At 59.8% G+C, this 17,509-nt stretch carries 14 protein-coding genes and 2 pseudogenes; 10 read left to right on the top strand and 6 right to left on the bottom strand.

The genetic code is table 11. The features are described 5' to 3' along the window. Positions 1–14: 14 nt before the first annotated feature. A pseudogene (locus tag BM244_RS00005) lies at positions 15–266 on the bottom strand (transposase); the annotation flags it as partial. A gap of 481 nt (positions 267–747) precedes the next feature. On the opposite strand from BM244_RS00005, the gene BM244_RS00010 reads away from it, so the two are divergent. Further along, positions 748–1,782 (top strand): hypothetical protein, encoded by a 1,035-nt coding sequence (locus BM244_RS00010; protein WP_093396629.1) that lies wholly within the window; start codon positions 748–750, stop codon positions 1,780–1,782. Positions 1,783–2,359: 577 nt separating this feature from the next. Here BM244_RS00010 and BM244_RS00015 read toward each other — a convergent pair. Beyond that, positions 2,360–5,206 carry a TonB-dependent receptor domain-containing protein gene (locus tag BM244_RS00015; protein WP_254784181.1) on the bottom strand — a complete coding sequence of 949 codons (2,847 nt, stop codon included), beginning with the start codon at positions 5,204–5,206 and terminating at the stop codon, positions 2,360–2,362. A gap of 898 nt (positions 5,207–6,104) precedes the next feature. Between BM244_RS00015 and BM244_RS00020 the strand changes: the two genes are divergently transcribed. Next, positions 6,105–6,758 (top strand): outer membrane protein, encoded by a 654-nt coding sequence (locus tag BM244_RS00020; protein WP_093396632.1) that lies wholly within the window; start codon positions 6,105–6,107, stop codon positions 6,756–6,758. A 122-nt stretch (positions 6,759–6,880) separates the two neighbouring features. Here BM244_RS00020 and BM244_RS00025 read toward each other — a convergent pair whose 3' ends face one another. The 4 genes from BM244_RS00025 to BM244_RS00040 all read right to left on the bottom strand — a co-directional run bounded on the left by BM244_RS00025 (position 6,881) and on the right by BM244_RS00040 (position 9,205). Further along, entirely contained in the window at positions 6,881–7,276 is a 396-nt protein-coding gene (locus BM244_RS00025) for a BLUF domain-containing protein (protein WP_254784182.1), read from the bottom strand. A 642-nt stretch (positions 7,277–7,918) separates the two neighbouring features. Next, positions 7,919–8,434 (bottom strand): GNAT family N-acetyltransferase, encoded by a 516-nt coding sequence (locus BM244_RS00030; protein ID WP_093396636.1) that lies wholly within the window; start codon positions 8,432–8,434, stop codon positions 7,919–7,921. A 67-nt stretch (positions 8,435–8,501) separates the two neighbouring features. After that, on the bottom strand, positions 8,502–8,909 hold the full coding sequence (locus tag BM244_RS00035; RefSeq protein WP_368086053.1) for a VOC family protein: 408 nt from the start codon (positions 8,907–8,909) through the stop codon (positions 8,502–8,504). Further along, on the bottom strand, positions 8,906–9,205 hold the full coding sequence (locus tag BM244_RS00040; protein ID WP_093396639.1) for an ArsR/SmtB family transcription factor: 300 nt from the start codon (positions 9,203–9,205) through the stop codon (positions 8,906–8,908). The genes BM244_RS00035 and BM244_RS00040 overlap by 4 nt, the downstream gene beginning before the upstream one ends. A gap of 18 nt (positions 9,206–9,223) precedes the next feature. On the opposite strand from BM244_RS00040, the gene BM244_RS00045 reads away from it, so the two are divergent. The 8 genes and pseudogenes from BM244_RS00045 (at position 9,224) to BM244_RS00080 (ending at position 17,380) form a co-directional block, all read left to right on the top strand. Continuing rightward, positions 9,224–10,159 (top strand): PhzF family phenazine biosynthesis protein, encoded by a 936-nt coding sequence (locus BM244_RS00045; protein ID WP_254784183.1) that lies wholly within the window; start codon positions 9,224–9,226, stop codon positions 10,157–10,159. Further along, on the top strand, positions 10,156–10,557 hold the full coding sequence (locus BM244_RS00050) for a RidA family protein (protein WP_093396641.1): 402 nt from the start codon (positions 10,156–10,158) through the stop codon (positions 10,555–10,557). The genes BM244_RS00045 and BM244_RS00050 overlap by 4 nt, the downstream gene beginning before the upstream one ends. A gap of 150 nt (positions 10,558–10,707) precedes the next feature. Continuing rightward, positions 10,708–11,361 carry a pyridoxine/pyridoxamine 5'-phosphate oxidase gene (locus tag BM244_RS00055; protein WP_217649065.1) on the top strand — a complete coding sequence of 218 codons (654 nt, stop codon included), beginning with the start codon at positions 10,708–10,710 and terminating at the stop codon, positions 11,359–11,361. A 151-nt stretch (positions 11,362–11,512) separates the two neighbouring features. Continuing rightward, entirely contained in the window at positions 11,513–12,160 is a 648-nt protein-coding gene (locus BM244_RS00060; protein ID WP_217649066.1) for a helix-turn-helix domain-containing protein, read from the top strand. A gap of 10 nt (positions 12,161–12,170) precedes the next feature. After that, the gene (locus tag BM244_RS00065) at positions 12,171–12,695 is read left to right on the top strand and encodes a GNAT family N-acetyltransferase (protein ID WP_093396642.1); all 525 of its coding nucleotides are present in this window, start codon (positions 12,171–12,173) and stop codon (positions 12,693–12,695) included. 1,210 nt (positions 12,696–13,905) lie between these two features. Continuing rightward, positions 13,906–14,451, top strand: a pseudogene (locus tag BM244_RS00070) (recombinase family protein). A 78-nt stretch (positions 14,452–14,529) separates the two neighbouring features. Beyond that, positions 14,530–15,756 carry a hypothetical protein gene (locus BM244_RS00075; RefSeq protein ID WP_139226827.1) on the top strand — a complete coding sequence of 409 codons (1,227 nt, stop codon included), beginning with the start codon at positions 14,530–14,532 and terminating at the stop codon, positions 15,754–15,756. A gap of 151 nt (positions 15,757–15,907) precedes the next feature. Continuing rightward, positions 15,908–17,380, top strand: coding sequence for an IS1182 family transposase (locus tag BM244_RS00080; protein WP_093396646.1), 1,473 nt, complete (start codon positions 15,908–15,910; stop codon positions 17,378–17,380). Positions 17,381–17,509: the final 129 nt, after the last annotated feature.

The following is a 17,509-nucleotide window of genomic DNA, read 5'->3' on the forward strand; positions in this document are numbered from 1 at the left end:
GGTCAGTTTTTTCCCAGCAGATCCTTCAGCGCCGACACGTCGAGCATCGACTCCGCCAGCAGCTTCTTCAGCCGGCGGTTCTCGTCCTCGAGCGCCCGCAACCGCGCCGCCTCCGACACGGTCATCCCGCCGTACTTCGCCTTCCAGTTGTAGAACGTCGCGTCACTGATTCCATGCTTCCGGCACAGTTCGGCGGTCTTCACGCCGGCCTCATGCTCGCGTAGCACGCCAATGATCTGATCCTCGGTAAATCGGCCTCGCCGCATCACTCGTCTCCATCTGACGAGCTAACTTACCAATGGCATGAATTCTGGGGAGCAGGTCAAATTGTGACCAGTGTCACTCAGCTGCTGGCCGAATGTGACGTATCGCCAAGCGCTTATGATCCAACCGCAAGGTTGTATTCTTAATAAATCGTTAAAGATCATATGATTGGCAGCTAACGAGTTAAATCGAAAATGAATGCTTTCGTGTTCGATCACCGTGCGCGTTCGGCACGAATATGGCGATGAACAAGAAGCGGCGTAAAACCTACTTTTCGACGCTCTCGACGATTCACCGTGCGGTCCATTCCTGCTGGATGGGTGTCCACAGCGCACTCGATCGCCCGTTCGACAGCGAAGCGGGGCAGTTTCCTCTGTCGCTATGATATTATTCGGGCATGGCGCTATCTTGTAACGGCGTCTCGCGGTGCTTGTCCTACCGACTAGCGTCGATCAATATCGCGAACATTAGGGGAGCACGCGCATGAAGTGGTGGATGGTGGCTGTTGCGTTGGGACTTGCAGTGCCTGTTGATGCGCGGGACTTGGCTGTGCCGACGGACAAGGGCTGGAAGCATGCTGAAACAGGTTTGATCCTGATGCCGCAACTCGCGGGGATGTCCCGTACCGCGCTTACTGATACGACGCAGACTGAGCATGACGTAGCTGCGCAGTACGACACCCCGGATAAGAGCACCTTTGCAACCATCTACCTGTTTCACCCCGCGATAGCTGACGTCGGCCTTTGGTTCGACCGATCGCAAACGGCGCTCGAAACGCGAGACCTTTTCAAGAACGCGTCGCCTGCGACCGCCGATCCGATTGCCTTCGCCGTCGGCGGCGCAAGGAGTGCGTCTTCGCTGCGCCAGGTCTATGCGACTCCTGCAGGTCAATACCGGAGTACTGCGCTGGCAGTTGTGCCGGTCGGTGAATGGATCGTCGGCGTTCGCATGAGCGCCAAAACACTAACAGCAGAGCAACTGGACGCACGTCTTCAGCAGGTGATTGCCGCAGTTCGTTGGCCCAAAGCCGTTGGCACTGAAGCGCCCGCCGCCGCGCCGGTGAAAATATGCGCAACACCCCTGACGTTCGGTAAAGCAAAGCAGGCCAAGCCGGACGGAGCAGACCTGCTGATGTCGCTAATGGGCAGCAGTCTAGCGGCCAAGAAGAAGGCAGAGGCGAAGTCCGAGCCTTCGGTTCGTGCGACTTGGTGTCGCGACGGGGATGCGCGCACAGAATACGGGATGTATCGACCGGACAGCGCTCCCAGCAGTTACGTGCTCGCGTTGTACGACGCCGGCCGTGTTGTGAGCGTGTATCCATCGATAATGGGGCAGATCAATAAGAACGGAACGTATTCGGTTTCTCTGGAGGACGTCGAAGGAACGGTATCAGCTTTCCAATCTTTTACAGCCTTGCCGTCACCTAAGCAGGTATGGAGTTTGATAGAGCGCGGTCAGCGCACCGGTACGAAGAACGGCAATCAACTCACGATAAGCCCAAAGGGATTTTCGAGCTGACTGGTTGATCCGATACACTCCCGCCCGATCAATCATCGGGGCAAGCCCAAGAGTATGGGTCCTCGGCGGCCGGAGCTGTCACTCATTCTTAATGCATGGTGATCTCAGGGCGGCCAGGCTATCGAACGACGGATGCTGAGGTGAAGCAGCATCGTTTGCCGCTGTAGGCAGGCGAATGGCAGCAGACGGCCGGGTCAATCCTTCGAGAGCTCCTCGTCCGCCGTCGCCTATTTGTGGACATTCGAAAAGCCCGACCTGCTTCTCAGCTTTGGTCATTAGTTCATCTTAATAGAAGACCGTGTTCGGTAAGCGCAACGACGTCGGTCTCGTGCCGCTTACCGAATTTTGAATGCAGACTCATAAACTGTAGGGGCCGAAGGCAGCGCGCCGGGGTTGGTTTCCATAGACACAATGTTCGCGACGACAACGTTCCCTCGCGTCAGATCGTGACCTGTTTTTCACCGGCTCACAGTACGTGCCAACCGTCGCAGATCTCGGTTCGCCTGCCCATCCATCCGAAACCAGTGACACGTAAAGGGCCCGCCGCTGGCGAGCCCTGTAATCATTGCGTCCGGCTTTAGAACCGGATGGTAGCGCCAACCGCGATGTTACGACCGAGCGAGTCGTAGCGCGCGGGGATCGTGTTGCTCCGTGCAAGGCTGATGTCGTACGAATTCGCGAGGATCGGCGGAGTCTTGTCGAGCAGGTTGTTGGCAATAAACCGCAACGAAAAGTCCTTGGCGATCGCAAACGAGAGCGCCAGATCGAAATAGCTGGCTGGCGCGATGTGGTAGAAGGTCGTGCGTGCCCGATCAGGCGTGCCGCCGATCGCTTCGTCGCCGGAATTGTCGGCGCTGGTCAACGAACCGACATAGCGCCAGTTGAACGACGTGCTGAAGATGCCGTCGCCGGTGGTGTAGGTCGTGCGCAGGCCGTGCGACCATTTCGGTAGTAACTGGCTGCAGCCATTGCCGTAATAGCCGACGCAGTTGCGCTTGGGCTGGAGCGGCGAATCCTGGCTCCCGGCAAAGGTCGTCAGCGAGCCGTTGAAGCTCCAGTCGACCTTGCCCGCGCCGCCAAGACCCAGCGTGTATTGCGCTTGGAAATCGATCCCGCGCGAGATCGACTTGTAATAGTTGGTCGTGCCTTGGCGGATGAATCCGCTGGTCGGGTTGCTGCTGGCCGGGGCGTAGAGGATGCCGGTGCCGGGTTGGCGGACGATGCCCGAGCAGAAGAACGGATCGCCGTTCGAGCGCTGGCAGCCATCGGTGTAGTAGGTATAATCGTTATACCCGAGCGAGTTGTCGATTCGGATCTGATAGCGATCGACCGAGAAGACCAGCCCGCGGATAAAGCTGGGCTTCACCACCAGACCGTAGGTCAGCGTGTAGGCGGTCTCCGGATCTGCGGTGTATCCGCCCGACTGGACGGTACACTGGTTGCCGTCGCCTTGGTTACACAGCAGCGTGGGACTGCCGTACAGCGCGTCGGACAGGCCCGTCGCGCGGCAGACGTCGCGCGATGCGACCGGCGTGCCGTAGCTGATCGCGCCGGTGGTTGGATTGGTCGTGACGGTCGGCGCGCAAAAATCGTTCTGCGAGCCGCCTTGCAGGCCGTAGCTGATGTTCCGCGACTGGCCGATCTCGATTACCGTCGGCGCGCGCTGCGCCTTGTTGTACGAGCCGCGGAAGGTGAGGTCGCTGACCGGTGCGTATATGCCCTCGATCTTCCAGGTATTGAATGTCTTGGGATTGCTGCTGTATTGCGACACGCGGTAGCCGCCGTTCGCCTGCAGCAGATGCGCGAAGGGACGGTCCTCGATCAGCGGCGCCTGCACCTCGATGTTCGATTCCCAGACGCCCTGCGAGATGTCGAGATCGCTGCCGCCGTTCAGATCGCGGTAGAATGTGTCGGCGGTCGAGGTGTAGTTATCGTGACGATATTCGGCACCGAGCGCGATCGCGACGCCCTGGTTGGCAAGCGGCGAGGTGACGCCGTATTTCCCGAGATCGCCGGTTACCGAGATCAGGCCATCCCACAACGTACCGACACCCTTGGTGCTGCCACCGGGTGCGGTGAACAGCCAGTTGGCGAGCGGCTGGCCGGGGGTGTTGGCGGTGAACGCGTTGAACGGCACGCAGCCCGCGACGCCGCTAGCGCAGGTCGGCACGCCGTTGACGTTGACGACGTCGAGCGACTGGTTGACGCGGTTGTAATCGGGCAGGTTGCCGTAGTTCACGACCTGCTGGTTACGGGCATAGACGCCGCCGACGTCCCAAGTCCACGCATCGCCGACCTTGCCGCGGAAGCCGCCGGTGGCGCGAACGCCGCTGTTGATATAGGTATCGGGGATGTCGGCGAGATCGTTGAAGCGATAGCGGAGTTCGAGAGGTGCCTTGTCGTTGGTACCGGCTGCACCGCCGCAAATCGCGGTTGCCTGCGAACCCGACAGATACGGGTTGTTGCAGTTCACCTGGTACGGCTGATCGCCATAGACGGTATAGCTGTAGATCCGCGCCGGATAAACGTTCACGGACTTGTCGCGGAACCAGATTCCCGATCCGTAGACTTCGATATCGGAGGTGAGATCGGCGCTGACGAAGCCGCCCGCGTTCCACCGCTCCGACCCGCGCTGATAGGAATAGCCGTCATACGGGTTCGCCGCATTGCCCGCGCCGACGCCGTAGGGGACGAAGGTGCGCGTGCCGTTCGGGTCGTTGACATAAGTGGCGCCGTTGTTCGCACCCGAGCGTGGCGAAATGTAGCCGCTGCGCGAGTAAGTCGACAGCGAGCAGGAGAGCGGGCCATCCTTGCCGGTCTGAATTAGTTGGCATGCTGAGCTGGAACGCGCGTCGTAATCGACCGCGTCGGTGTGGCGGTAGTTGACGAAGCCCGACAGGCGCAGCTTGCCGTCGAACAGCTTCTTGCCCGCGGTCACGGTAATGTCAGCCCGGCCGCCGTCGTTGGTCATGCCGCGCGGGCTGCCGAAACTGTTCGCGCGCGCCAGCGACGACACGATCGTGTCCTTGTTGTCGTGATTGTAGAAATTGTAGTTGCCGTCGATCTGCAACCCCTCGAAATCCTTCTTCAGGATGAAGTTGACCACGCCGGCTACCGCGTCCGAACCGTAGACCGACGAGGCGCCGCCGGTCAGCACGTCGACACGCTCAAGCATCGACGGCGGGATGATGCCGACGTCCGCGCCGTTCTGCGTGCCGATACGCTTGCCGTCGATCAGCGTCAGAGTACGCTCGAAGCCTAGGCTGCGCAGCTTGATGCGCTGGCGGCCGTCCGAATCCTGGTAGTTCTGCTGCGCGTCCGGCGCGATCTGCGGAAGACGGTTCAGCACGTCTTCGATGTTGGTCGGCGCTTGCGCGCGAATGTCCTGCGCGGTGACCGAGGTGATCGGTGCGGCCGATGTCATGTTCGGACGCTGAATGCGGGATCCGGTCACGACTAACGTGTCGTCCGATGCGGACGTAGGATTGGGTGCGGAAAGCGCGGTCGCGGCATCCGCCTCGACCTTAGCCTGTGCCGGTGTCTGAGCGGGACCCCCTGCAACATCCTGATTTTGCGCCATTGCCGGGACAGCGCAGAACAAAAGCGACCCCGCTAGAGCAATGCGCGACACAGTTTGGTCGGTGATCATATACTTACCCCTTATCCGGCTGCGCCCTGACGCTTTGACCGGTTCGAACGACAGATTTCGTTAATTTGTCATATCCGTCAATACCCAAACAATACCTATTCAAGACATTTATGCTGAATTGTTGCGCAATAGCATCTTCCATTCGCGCTATGGCGGACGCGCATGGATGGTCGCTGATCGACGGGGTAGAGGCGGAAGTCCGGTGATGTTCTCTCAGCGCAAAAACGGACAGGCGGGTGCACAAAAGGGGCTGGCCAACCAGCCTCTTGCTACCGCTCGCTGAACGAACGGCAGCTTACCGCTGATCGCCATCCGTAGCCGGACAGGCCGCTATCCTTCCCATCTCGTTCATTCCCCTTTACGCCGAATACGGACGTTCAGGTTGGCAGTCCGGGCTCCCGATAACAGCCATTCGTTAGGCGCTATAGTTCCCGTTTCTCCGTCTCCGACAGGCTATTTCCCGTAGGTCGGCAACGCAGCACCAGCCACGTCGACCACATTGACCATGAACCGCATCTACACCGAATACCTGACGGGTTTCTGATCGCACGATGCCCGATGCCGCCCACGAATTTGGATTTTGGTCAGAAATGGTGCCATTTTATCCGGTTTATTAACCTTGGCCGGCTTTTAAGACCGTAGCTGGCGATCGCTCCGGCTCCGGGAGGAAATAATGAAGACCGTTGCCATTGGCGTCGCTGTTGCGGCGGCTCTCGTATCCACGTCGGCTTATGCTCAGGATATTGTTCAGACATTTAACGGGCCTCGCATCGAGTTGCGCGCCGGTTGGGACAACCCCGATATTCGCGCCACTATTCAGGATAACCGTAATCGCGTCAGCCGGTCTGCGGACAAGAGCGGTTTCACCTATGGCGGCGAATTTGGCTACGATTACAGTCCCAACAATAAAATGGTCATTGGCGCTTATGCTGGGCTTGAGGGCTCTACAACCAAAGCATGTGGTGAACTGTACGGTGAAGATCGGCTTTGCGTTCGTGCGGGTCGGAATATCACAGCTGGTGCGCGCGTTGGCGCAGTCCTGGACGACAAGTTCCTCATCTACGGCAAGGGTGGGTATTCAAACGGCCGCGTAACGGTTGACTACCAAGATTACGAACTGATCTTGGCCGATGAAAATTTCGGCCACAACTTCGATGGCTTCCATGTAGGCGCTGGCATTGAAGCGGCAGTTGGGAGCGGCGTCTATGGTCGACTCGAATACGTTTACACCAAGTACGGTCGCATTTCAGCAGAGACCGACGCGTTGAATGCCAGCCTAAAGCCGACCCGACAGCAAGTCGTTTATGCAATGGGCGTTCGTTTCTAAGACGAGAGCGATTGGATGGCGTCGATATTCTTCGACGCCATCTTCCCATTCCGGCCATTCCCTTTACGCCCACAACCAGACGCCCAGGCTAACAATAAAAGCGCCCGAGAATAGACTTTCGTTCAGGCAGCGTGCTTCTTCGCAAATTCTGCGAAGTAAGCATGGACAATAGGATCCGTAATTGGCGCGATGAGTGCTGCTACGTCACTCGCGACTGTGCCTCCAGCGCGAGGGTTGCCAGCCGGTTGATAGCCCATCGCCCATTCGGAAAAGCTGCGCTCGGCAACTTTCCGATCGCTCAATATAACCGCGGCAAAGTGCCGATCATCGGCTTTGATACGATCGTAGGTCTTCATAACAGATTCCAAGGGGCCTTCCAGAACCTGTAGGAACCGGCGACCGCCAACGACCAAAAGGCCTGTGACGCCGACCGCCTGATTGTTCCGCCGTGAAACTCGCAGGATTTCGTCCAGTTCCTGTTTCGACAGGGCCATGCGCGCGGTGCTGATGTAAATCAATCGTATCAATGGCCACCTCCGTAAGGGAATATAATACCGCATTAATTATGAACATCTTGTCTATGTTTGCTTAGCACTGGTGAGGCGCCGAAACCGGCCTCTCCGCTTTCCTTCCCAACCTGGACAATTTCGAAATTCGATCCCAAACAGGAAATCTGGGATCGACCAGAACGCCCGATTGCGGACGTTTGTTGTACCGTTCACGTTGGCAGCAGGGTCAGCTAAGAGGCGATCGAAAATGAGCTACCAGACGGACCGTCGAAGCCGGACGCGAGCCATCGCCGTGTACATGACCCTACTGATGTTAGGCGCGGCGCTGGGCTTTCTGGTAAGATTCGGCGTGATTACCGATCATATCCTCTGGTAGCGGGCGCCGACGGTCGCTTAAATGTCCGCTCTCCTTTCCATCCCGGACACTCTCGAAATTTGATCGATTCCGGGAATGCCGCGACGCCCAGCGACGTGACATTTATCGCTGACAGAGGCGTGCCGATTAGCGCTGATATCTACAAAAGCGGCCCGGCCGGCTTCGAGGGGGCGGTGCAATAGCTGACGTTGTGCAGTGTTGCCGCTCATCCCAGGTCGTTTGTGAGCAGTCCGGCGTCTCTGCCGGCGACAAACGGCGCGATCAGATCGCCGTCATCAGGCATCCGGGGGCGGACGGGTGTCCAACGCTAAGGTCAGAAAGGCGAGGTCGAGCCACGTGCCGAACTTCATGCCGACCTGCCGCAGCACGCCAGCGCTCTCGAAGCCCAGCTTCTCGTGCAGCCGCATTGAGCCAGTGTTCGTCGCCTCGATGCCGGCCACCATGATATGCTTGCCGATCGCTCGCGCGCGGTCGATCAGCGCGATCATCATCAGCTTGCCAATCCCAGCGCCGCGCTGGTCGGCGCGAACATAGACCGAATGCTCGATGGTGTAGCGATAGCCGTCCCATGACCGCCAGTCGCCGAACGAGGCGAAGCCGACGACCGTATCGCTGTCATCGACCGCGACTAAAACAGGATAGCCCTGCTTCGCGCGATCGGCGAGCCACGTGAGCCGGTTGGCCGGCTCGATCAGCGTGTCGTTCCAGATCGCCGTCGTATTGGCGACGGCATCATTATAGATGGCGGTAATCGCCTCGGCATCGGCCGGGACCGCATCGCGAATTTTCATCCTGCGCCTCGTCTACCATAGTGACGACAATAATCGAGAAAAGGGAAAGCGAAAGCCTTTTAGAAACTCACCCGCGATGCACGATTTGGACCTTGTTGCCATCCGGATCGCGCAGGTACGCGCCGAAATAATCGGGGCCATAATGAGGGCGTGGGCCCGGCGGGCCTTCGTCCGAGCCGCCCCGCTGCAGCCCTTCCGCATAGGCATGCTCGATGGCCTCGGGCGAGGGGGCCAGGAACGCCACCATACCGCCGTTGGCGGCCGAGCAGGAGCGGCCGTTGAACGGCAGATAGGCGTAGAACCGGGGCAGGTTCACACCCGGCATATGCCAGCACCGGGAGGGTTGCCCGCCGTCAGGCTCAACCTCCCGCTGGGCAAGCCCCAGCGGCGTCAGCAGCGCGTCGTAGAAGGCCGCGGCACGATCGAGGTCGCTCACTCCAACCGTGATATGACTAAATATCGAAATGCCTTTCAGATCGCATCCACGATCGACGCGATCATGGCAAACGTTTCGTCATTCCGACGATAGAAGGTCCATTGCTTGATGCGCTTTGCGGTCACTAGCCCACTCGCCTGAAGCACACGCATATGCTCGCTTAGCGTGGAGGCGTTTATCCCGATCTTGTCGGCGATGAACTGACCGCACACGCCATCCTCGACCAGGTCGCCGTCGCGCTGCGGTGGGAAGTGCGCCACCGGATCGCGCAGCCATCCGAGGATTTGCAGGCGGCGTTCGTTGCCAAGGGCGCGGAATAGGTCAGCATCGTTCATAAGTCGTCGGTTTGCCAAATGACGAAATACGTGTCAATTCTGTGCCGAAATCACAGCGAGATCGTCATGCCTACCTTGCCCTTCTTCACCGCCGACGTGTTTACGAAGACCCGCTTTGGCGGAAACCCACTGGCGGTCGTCATGGGCGGTGACATGCTGGACACGGCGACGATGCAGGCGGTCGCGGCCGAGTTCAATCTGAGCGAGACGACCTTCGTCTTGCCGCCGTCGGATCCAGCGCATACGGCGCACGTCCGCATCTTCAACCGAACGGCCGAAATGGACTTCGCGGGACATCCAATGGTCGGAACGGCCTTCGTTCTCGCCCGCCACAATCCCGACCTTGTTAAGGCAACTTTTGAGATCGCGGCCGGGCTCGTTCTCGTCCGGATCGCGCGAGACGATGCTGGCACCGCAGTCGGCGCCTCGATCACAACGCCCCAGCCTCTGACGACAGGAGAGACGCTGACACCCGAGCTGATCGCTGCCGTCCTCCGGCTCGATCCCGGCGACGTGGTAACGCGGACGCACCCGCCGATCGTCGCATCGAACGGCAATGCCTATGTCATCGCTGAATTGGCTGCCGATGCCCTGACGCGCTGCTCACCGGATATAGACGCCTTTCGATCGGCGCTGGCGGCGCATCCGCATCTGGGCAATCGCTTTTCCGTCCACGTTTATAGCCGAGATGATGCCACGCTGCGCGCCCGCATGTTCGCGCCGCTGGCCGGCACGTGGGAAGACCCGGCAACCGGCAGCGCGAACGCTCCGCTCGCCTGCCTGCTGCTGTCGCTCGACGCCGCGAGCGAGGCAGCGAATTTCACTATCCTTCAGGGTGTGGAGATGGGTCGCCCCAGCCTCCTCCAGGTCGAGGCGCGGCGCACCCCGGCCGGCATCATGGCGACGCTCCACGGTTCGTGCGTGTCCGTCATGGCGGGGGAGTTAAGCGTATGACGACGACGCATCCGATCGAGCCGATATCGCTGCCGAGTGGCCGAACGATCGGCCCCTACTCCGATGCCGTCCGCGTCGGGGACCTACTATCCCTCTTGGGCAGGAACGGGCTGGACTATAGCAACATGACGCTGGTCGAGGGCGGCGTCGCCGCACAAACCCGCCGCTGCCTCGCCAACATCAATGAGGCGCTGCTGCTCGCCGACAGCTCGTCTGAGCGAGTCGTGAAGACGACGGTGTTCCTGACCGCCATGGCCGACTTCCCGCCCATGAACGATCTGTATTCTGCGACCTTCGGGAAGCAAAAGCCAGCACGACCCACAGTCGCGGTCGCTGGCCTGCCGATGGGGACGCTGGTCGAGATTGAAGTGGTGCTGGCGCGTAGACTTCCCGATTAAGAACGGCCGGCGTTAACGCCAGCACGTTCTCGATTGGGTTCCAATTGAGAAGGCTAAATCTCCGCGTTGTAGACATCCGCGATATTGCCCTGCTGATCGGCACTCCCCTATGTGCCGCTTGCGGCGGCCAGCGAACCAGAGGAGGCGTTGTTGCTCAAGGACCAGCTTCGTGGCTTGAAGTCCCTTGCGGGACCTTTCGACAAATTCGACGTCGACAATGCGCCAGAAGATCCCACTCAACTATTTGAAGAATGGCTGATCGGCGCCATAAAAAGCCGCATACCCGAAGCGCATGCCATGACGCTCTCAACCGTCGATGCGCATGGCCGTCCGGATGCTCGCATCCTAATCCTGAAAAATATCGATGCCGATGGCTGGCATTTTGCCAGCACGAAGCTCAGTGCAAAAGAGCACCAGGTCGCCATGCAACCTCAAGCGGCGCTGACCTTTTACTGGCAACCGCTCGGTCGGCAGGTTCGGCTTCGTGGTCGGGTGATCGAGTTGAGCCGGGAGGTTGCCGGAGCAGACTTTCTGGCGCGCCCTATCGGATCGCGGGCAGGCGCCTTGCTGGCGCGTCAAAGTCAGGTGCTCGATAATGATGAGGCGTTGGAGACCGGTTTGGCGGAGCAGCGCCGTCGTATCGAAGCGGATCCTTCAATCGTTGCACCGGCATGGGCCGTTTACGCCGTCAAACCAGAGGAGATCGAGTTCTGGCAGGCAGACGAGGAGCGCAGGCATATTCGTCTGCGCTATCGCCGAATGACCGATAGCGTGAGTTGGGTGCGAGAGCGACTATGGCCCTGAAGCCTCCTTTTCGGAGCGGTAGCTTGTTTTGAACCACGGGCGAGCAACTTTCCCGTTTCAGCATCCCGTTGGGAATGCCCCGGCCGTCTCCCCGGGCCTTCCCAGTCGAGAGGCTGGACGCCTTTTCGACCTATAGGGTCGGGCCGCCGAAATGCTGCGCGACCACGTCTACTACCACTTCCACCGCGTTTGCATCGACCAACCCTTGCCTTATGACCATATATGGGATTTAATCCCGGATATGAAAGACGTCTCACAATCTCATCGCGTATTAGCTGACCATCTCAAGAGCGTTCGAACTAGCCGAAGTATCAGCCTCCAGGACCTGTCTGCGAAAAGCGGCGTCAGTCGTGCCACGCTGTCACGGATTGAGAATGCGGAAGTCAGTCCGACCGCAGAGACCCTCGGCCGTCTTGCCTCCGCGTTTTTCCTGCCGCTTTCACAACTACTCGCGCCGCTCGAACCCGGCTTTCCTCCAGCGGTTCGACGCGAGGAACAAAGCCTTTGGACGGACCCGTCAAACGGCTTCACCCGCCGTGCCGTCTCGCCGCCCAGTGGGCAGCTCAAGCTCGAAATGATCGAGGGTGAGATCGAGCCGCACCGGCGCATCACCTACGACCGCCCGTCCATCTCGGGACATGAGCATCACCTACTTCTGCTCGCGGGAGCGCTCGCGCTCACCGTGGACGGCGTTCGCCACGAACTGCGTCCGGGCGACTGCCTTCGCTATCGACTTCAAGGCGCGTCCATCTTCGAGACCAGCGACCGCGCGGCCCGCTACATCATCGCTATGGCTTGAGGAGCCCCGCATGGAAACGCAAGTTATTGAACTCGGTGCCGCAGCCATCGAGGGGCATGTCGAAACCCTGTCGCGGATTCTTGCGGACAGCGTGGATAAGGGAGCCGCCATCAGTTTCATGGCCCCCATGTCCTACAAGGATGCCGCTCGCTTCTGGCTGGACAACGTCCTACCCGAGGTGGCAGCGGGCCGACGAGTGGTGTTCGGCGCGGAGCGCAGCGGTGACATCATCGGCACGGTCCAACTTCTGACCGCCATGCCGCCGAACCAGCAGCATCGCTGCGAGGTCGCCAAGATGATCGTCCATCCGACCGCTAGGCGTCTCGGCATTGGACGATCCCTCATGGCCCGAGCGATCGAGCACGCGGGGGAACTTGGCAAGACGCTGGTCACGCTCGATACGCGAACCGGAGACGCGGCCGAGCCGCTCTATGCCTCTGTCGGCTTCGAGGTAGCAGGCGTCATCCCGGACTTCGCGTGGGATCCGGACGGGCAGGCACGTCACGCGACGACCTATATGTTTCGCCGGATTTGATCCCGTGTCCGCTGCTTGGCCCTTCGCCGGATCGAGTGCGGTTATCGGCGGCATGCTGGCTGCTCTGCAAGGACCGATTGATGAAAGGTTGTCCAAAGAACTCCGCCGCGATCAGATGACGATCGCGCTATGCCTGCGGTCAGGCGAAGAATGCTGATAGGCTATGAGGTACATTCCATCGCGGGTGCCGAGTTATAGAGATGGGCGAACAGGTTGCGATCACGATCTTGCCCGGTTAGCTTCCTTGTCCCGATCTAAGGAAACATCCCGCATGCCCACTGTCGCTACAGTTTGCGCAAACGTCACGATTTACGGACTTCTGGGGTGGGCCATCGTCGGGCGGCTGGGGCACCGGACCCATCTTCGTGTAGCCGGGCTATTTCTTGCTGTTGGTTTTGCTCTTGGCAGTTTCGGGGGGCATGCTGCGGCAGAGCCCGAAAACATCCTCCAACTCCGTGCCCTCGGTTCAGTCATGGGATTAGCCGCCCTGTCAGCATCGATGTTCTACCGGCGTCGCGGCATCGCTCAATACGCTCTGGCGAACGGCTGCTAGTTACACAGCGGCGATTGTTGCTCGCAGCGGTGTGGCCATAAGCAGATGCTGAGGAGGCATGATGATACAATACGGAGGAATGTGGACCGCAGTTCTTGTTACCGGTGCCGTCGCTTCGGGCATCGCAGCGGTCGGTGAATGGCGTGTCGCTAGACGCTCCGGCCGACGTGAACACCTGTGGGGAGCGGCCGCATCGCTAGCACTGGGTTTGATCCTTGCCTCTTATCTTGTCGCTCTAACCTAACCGTAGGTTTTCAAACATAGACTTTGAATCAGCGATCAGCTGCTTGACGGCGTAGTGCGCGTGACCGCAAGCTGGCGTGCTTGCCGTGATTAAAGGACGAAACGATGTTTTTAGCATTCACCTTACTGCTGGCGGCGCCACAAGGATGCATAGACACAAAGCGCGAATGCCGCGCTTGTACGACTACTGATGGCAAGCAGCGCTGCTCCAACCCAGGAATCGCCTGTCAGCCTTTGAAACGCATATGCCGCCCAAAGGGCGACATGACAGCGGCGGAGCGCCCTAAAGCGACAAACCCAAGTCACAGCTAATTTTGCGGTCATGATGCATAATTCACAGATTTTGCATCAGATGAAAAAACCGCACGAAACCGGGCACTTCCGTGAGGCATAAATCCAGTGCACATTGTGGGCATGATTTATGGCTATGCACGGTCTCATCTACCAGCCAAGACCTGGCACAGCAGCTCGCCCAACTCGACGTGGGGGGCTGCACCAATATCTACCGCGAAGGTCAGCGCCGCGACGGCCGAACGGCCGCAGCTTAAGCTTGCGATCGCCGCGCTCAATGCCGGCGACGTGTTGATGGTGACCTCCACCGATCGTCTCGCCCGCAACATTCGTGTCCTGTTGAACATCCTCCATACAGTGAGAGAGGTTGGTGCGGGCTTCCGCTCGATCGTGGAGCCGATGGTGGATACCACCTCGCAGTTCGCGGACGTCATCATTGCCGTGCCGGGGGTCGCGGCGAGCTATGAGCGTCATCGTATCGTCGAACGGACGGCTGCTGGCAGGGTCCAGGGCAAGGCCCGGGGCGTTAATTTCGGCCGGCGCGTGGCCTTTACCCCTCACCAGCAGACTGAAGCGCTACAACGGCTCGCCACTGGCGATACGCAGCGCACCGTCGCTGCCCTGCTTGGCGTTGATCAGGCGACGATATCAAGGTCGTCCCGCAAGTAAAGTTAGCCGACAAAGCCGGGCAGAGCCGCGCTACGGAAGCACGTCACTTAGCACATCGTTCGACGAGAAGGATTTACAATGGCCGTCAACTATCAGGCGCGACGCAATGGATCTGCCTCATCGGCTTGCTCAAAGGTCAGTATGATCGCGTTGTGTCTTTTGCTCTCGCCGTACGCCGCGTCGGCGCAGGACGTGGCAAAGGCGGCGACCACCTTTCCTCATGCCCCCGTGCGGTGGAGCGACGGATCTGGCGAAATAGAGTTTCATGCTGCAGGTGATGCAGCCGTTCTGACGCTCCGTCTTCCCGATGGGAATGTAACCGTCCTACGTCAGATTGGCGATTCGAACGATGCCCTAGCCGTGCTGGGTGACGAACGTTTACGCTTCACGTGGCCAGCCTTGCTCTCCTGGGCAGGGGCTGACCTCGGACTGCTCCGCGACCGTTCTCTTTTGCATGCTCGAACCGGGTTCGAGGCTGGATTACCGGGTGCCGTTGCCAAAGGGCAGGCCGAGAAGTTGTCAGGCACATGGCAGTTGGCAGCAAAGCTTCAGTACGCGCGTACGCTTAAGCAGACCGGGCACCGCATGGAGGCCGCTGAGATGTTGCGTCGGGAAATCGCCAATCTTCCCCACACGGTACAGACCGCCTACCCAAGGGTGTTTTTGACGTTGAGGCTGGCCGGCATGGTATTTGATACCGATCCCGCTGCGGCAATTGGGCTGCTCGAACCGCTCATAGCGGATCCCGCAACAAGCCCGGATCAAAAGGTCAACGTTGAGGTCAATTTAGCGCAGTATCTTGCACGCAGCGGAGATTTTGCTCGCGCGCTCCCACTTATCGATAAAGTCTGGGCAACGTATTCCCAATCGAATCCTCAGGACCAGGGGTCCGAAAAGCAGCCAGGCAGCGAGGCGCAGTTCGCCTGGATCAAAGCTTGCGCGTTGCGGGGTTTGGGGAAGAAGGACGAGGCCGATCAGATGATGTCGTTGATCGGTCCTATGTCCGCGACAACCTCGGAAGTCCCCATTGCCAGCCAGGCGAGGCTGAGTGGCTTCATGTGCATGAAAGACACGGACGCGTTAGCCAAGGAATTCGTGACTCAGCTAAAGTCTGCCTACCCGGGGTCTGATCTGTTCCTGGAGCTTCAACCAGAGAGTCCGGACTACGCGCCCGACCGCGATATGGTGGCTGCTGCTCTTCGTGTTCCAGAACTTGCGCAAGCTGTCACGACGCAGGTACATTTCCTATCCGGCGCGCTCACACCAGCGCTTGGAGAATGGCGTAACGGTAAATCAGCTCAATAGCGATGAGCCAGTTAATAATATGCATCGGAATTACGCATCGCGGTAAGTGCACAGATTCATACAATCCTCGCGTGATGCGAAACCCGTGCAGACTGTGTGAGAACCCGGCCTGAGGATTCCCGTAGATCGCGACGCATGGTATGTTTGTGGCATGGCGCATCTGTCTGGAACGGACCGCTCGCAGCTCCTGCTGCTGCCCGAAGCGGTGGATGATTATGTCGGACCGGATAATCCGGTCAGGTTCATCGAGGCCTTTGTTGACGGGCTCGACCTTGGGTCGGCCGAGTTCGTCCGTGTACACCCCAGGGCAACGGGCCGCCCGGGCTACGATCCGGCTGATCTGCTCAAGCTGTACATCTACGGCTACCTGAACCGGATCCGGTCGAGCCGGCGCCTGGAAGCCGAGACGCACCGCAATATCGAGGTCATCTGGCTGCTACGGCACCTCAAGCCGGATTTCAAAACCATCGCCGACTTCCGCCGCGACAACCGTGCCGCCTTCAAGACGGTGTTCCGCGAGTTCGTGGTGCTGTGTCGTCAGCTCGATCTGTTCGGGCGCGAGCTCGTGGCGGTCAACGGCACGCGCATCAAGGCGGTCAACAACAAGACCCGGAACTTCACCCGGCCGTCGCTCGCCAAAGCTATCCAGGACGCGGACGAGAGGCTCGCCGGCTACATGAAACGGCCCGACGAGGGCGATGCCGACGAAGACCGCACTCCGGGCGGCGGTTCCGGCAATGGCGATGGCAAACTGGCCGAGAAGATCGCCGCCATTGAGGGCAAGCGCGATCGTCACAAGGAGATGCTCGCCGAACTGGATCGCACCGGCGCCGACCAGATCTCGCTGACCGATCCGGACGCCCGCGCGATGGCGCGCATGACCAAAGTGGGGGGCGGCTACAACATCCAGCTCGCCGTCGACGTGAAGCACAAGCTGATCGCCGAGCAGGCGGTGAGCAACCAGGTCCTCGACCTCGGCCTGCTCGCGCAAACCGCGACAGCGGCAATGGAAGCGCTTGGCGTCGAGCGGATCGAGGCCGTCGCCGACCGGGGCTACTTTAAGATCGAGGATATCGAGGCCTGCGAGGCGGCCGGGGTTACGGCTTATGTGCCCAAGCCAATCCGCGGTCCCGCCGCGCGTGAGGGCTTCTTCGGCAAGGACGTGTTCCGCTACGAGCCTGCCCGGGACGTCTTCGTTTGCCCGGCTGGGGCCGCGCTGTCGCCGCGCTACAGGGGCAAGTCGCGCGACAATGTGAAGGTCGACTATGCCAACCGCGATGCCTGCAAGGCGTGTGCGCTGAGATCGCGCTGTACTCGGTCATTCCGCCGCGTCTCGCGCCTGGAGAACGAGGCCGTTCTCGACCGCATGGCGGCGCGGTTGGCGGCCAGGCCCGAGATGCTGGACCACCGGCGAAACATCGTCGAGCACCCCTTCGGCACCATCAAACAGTGGATGGGTCAGGGCGCGTTCCTGATGCGCCGGCTCGAGAACGTTCGCGGCGAGTTCAGCCTGACCGCGCTTGCCTATAATATCAGACGGGCCATCACTCTGGTCGGTGTTCCGGGCGTCATCGCCGCGGTAAGCGTAAAACCGGCCTTCTCGCGCCCCGAACGCCAGACCTGACCTCCAACAGCCGTCTCTCGCCGCCTCAAGGCCATCAACGGCCACCTTCGGGCTCATTTGGTTCTCGAACCGCTCGAGATTGGAAATCGCTGACACCGACCGCGCTGTTCACGACTTTCCACACGGTCT

The sequence above is a fragment of the Sphingomonas sp. OK281 genome (assembly GCF_900115295.1).
In the GTDB taxonomy this organism is placed as follows: Bacteria; Pseudomonadota; Alphaproteobacteria; order Sphingomonadales; family Sphingomonadaceae; genus Sphingomonas.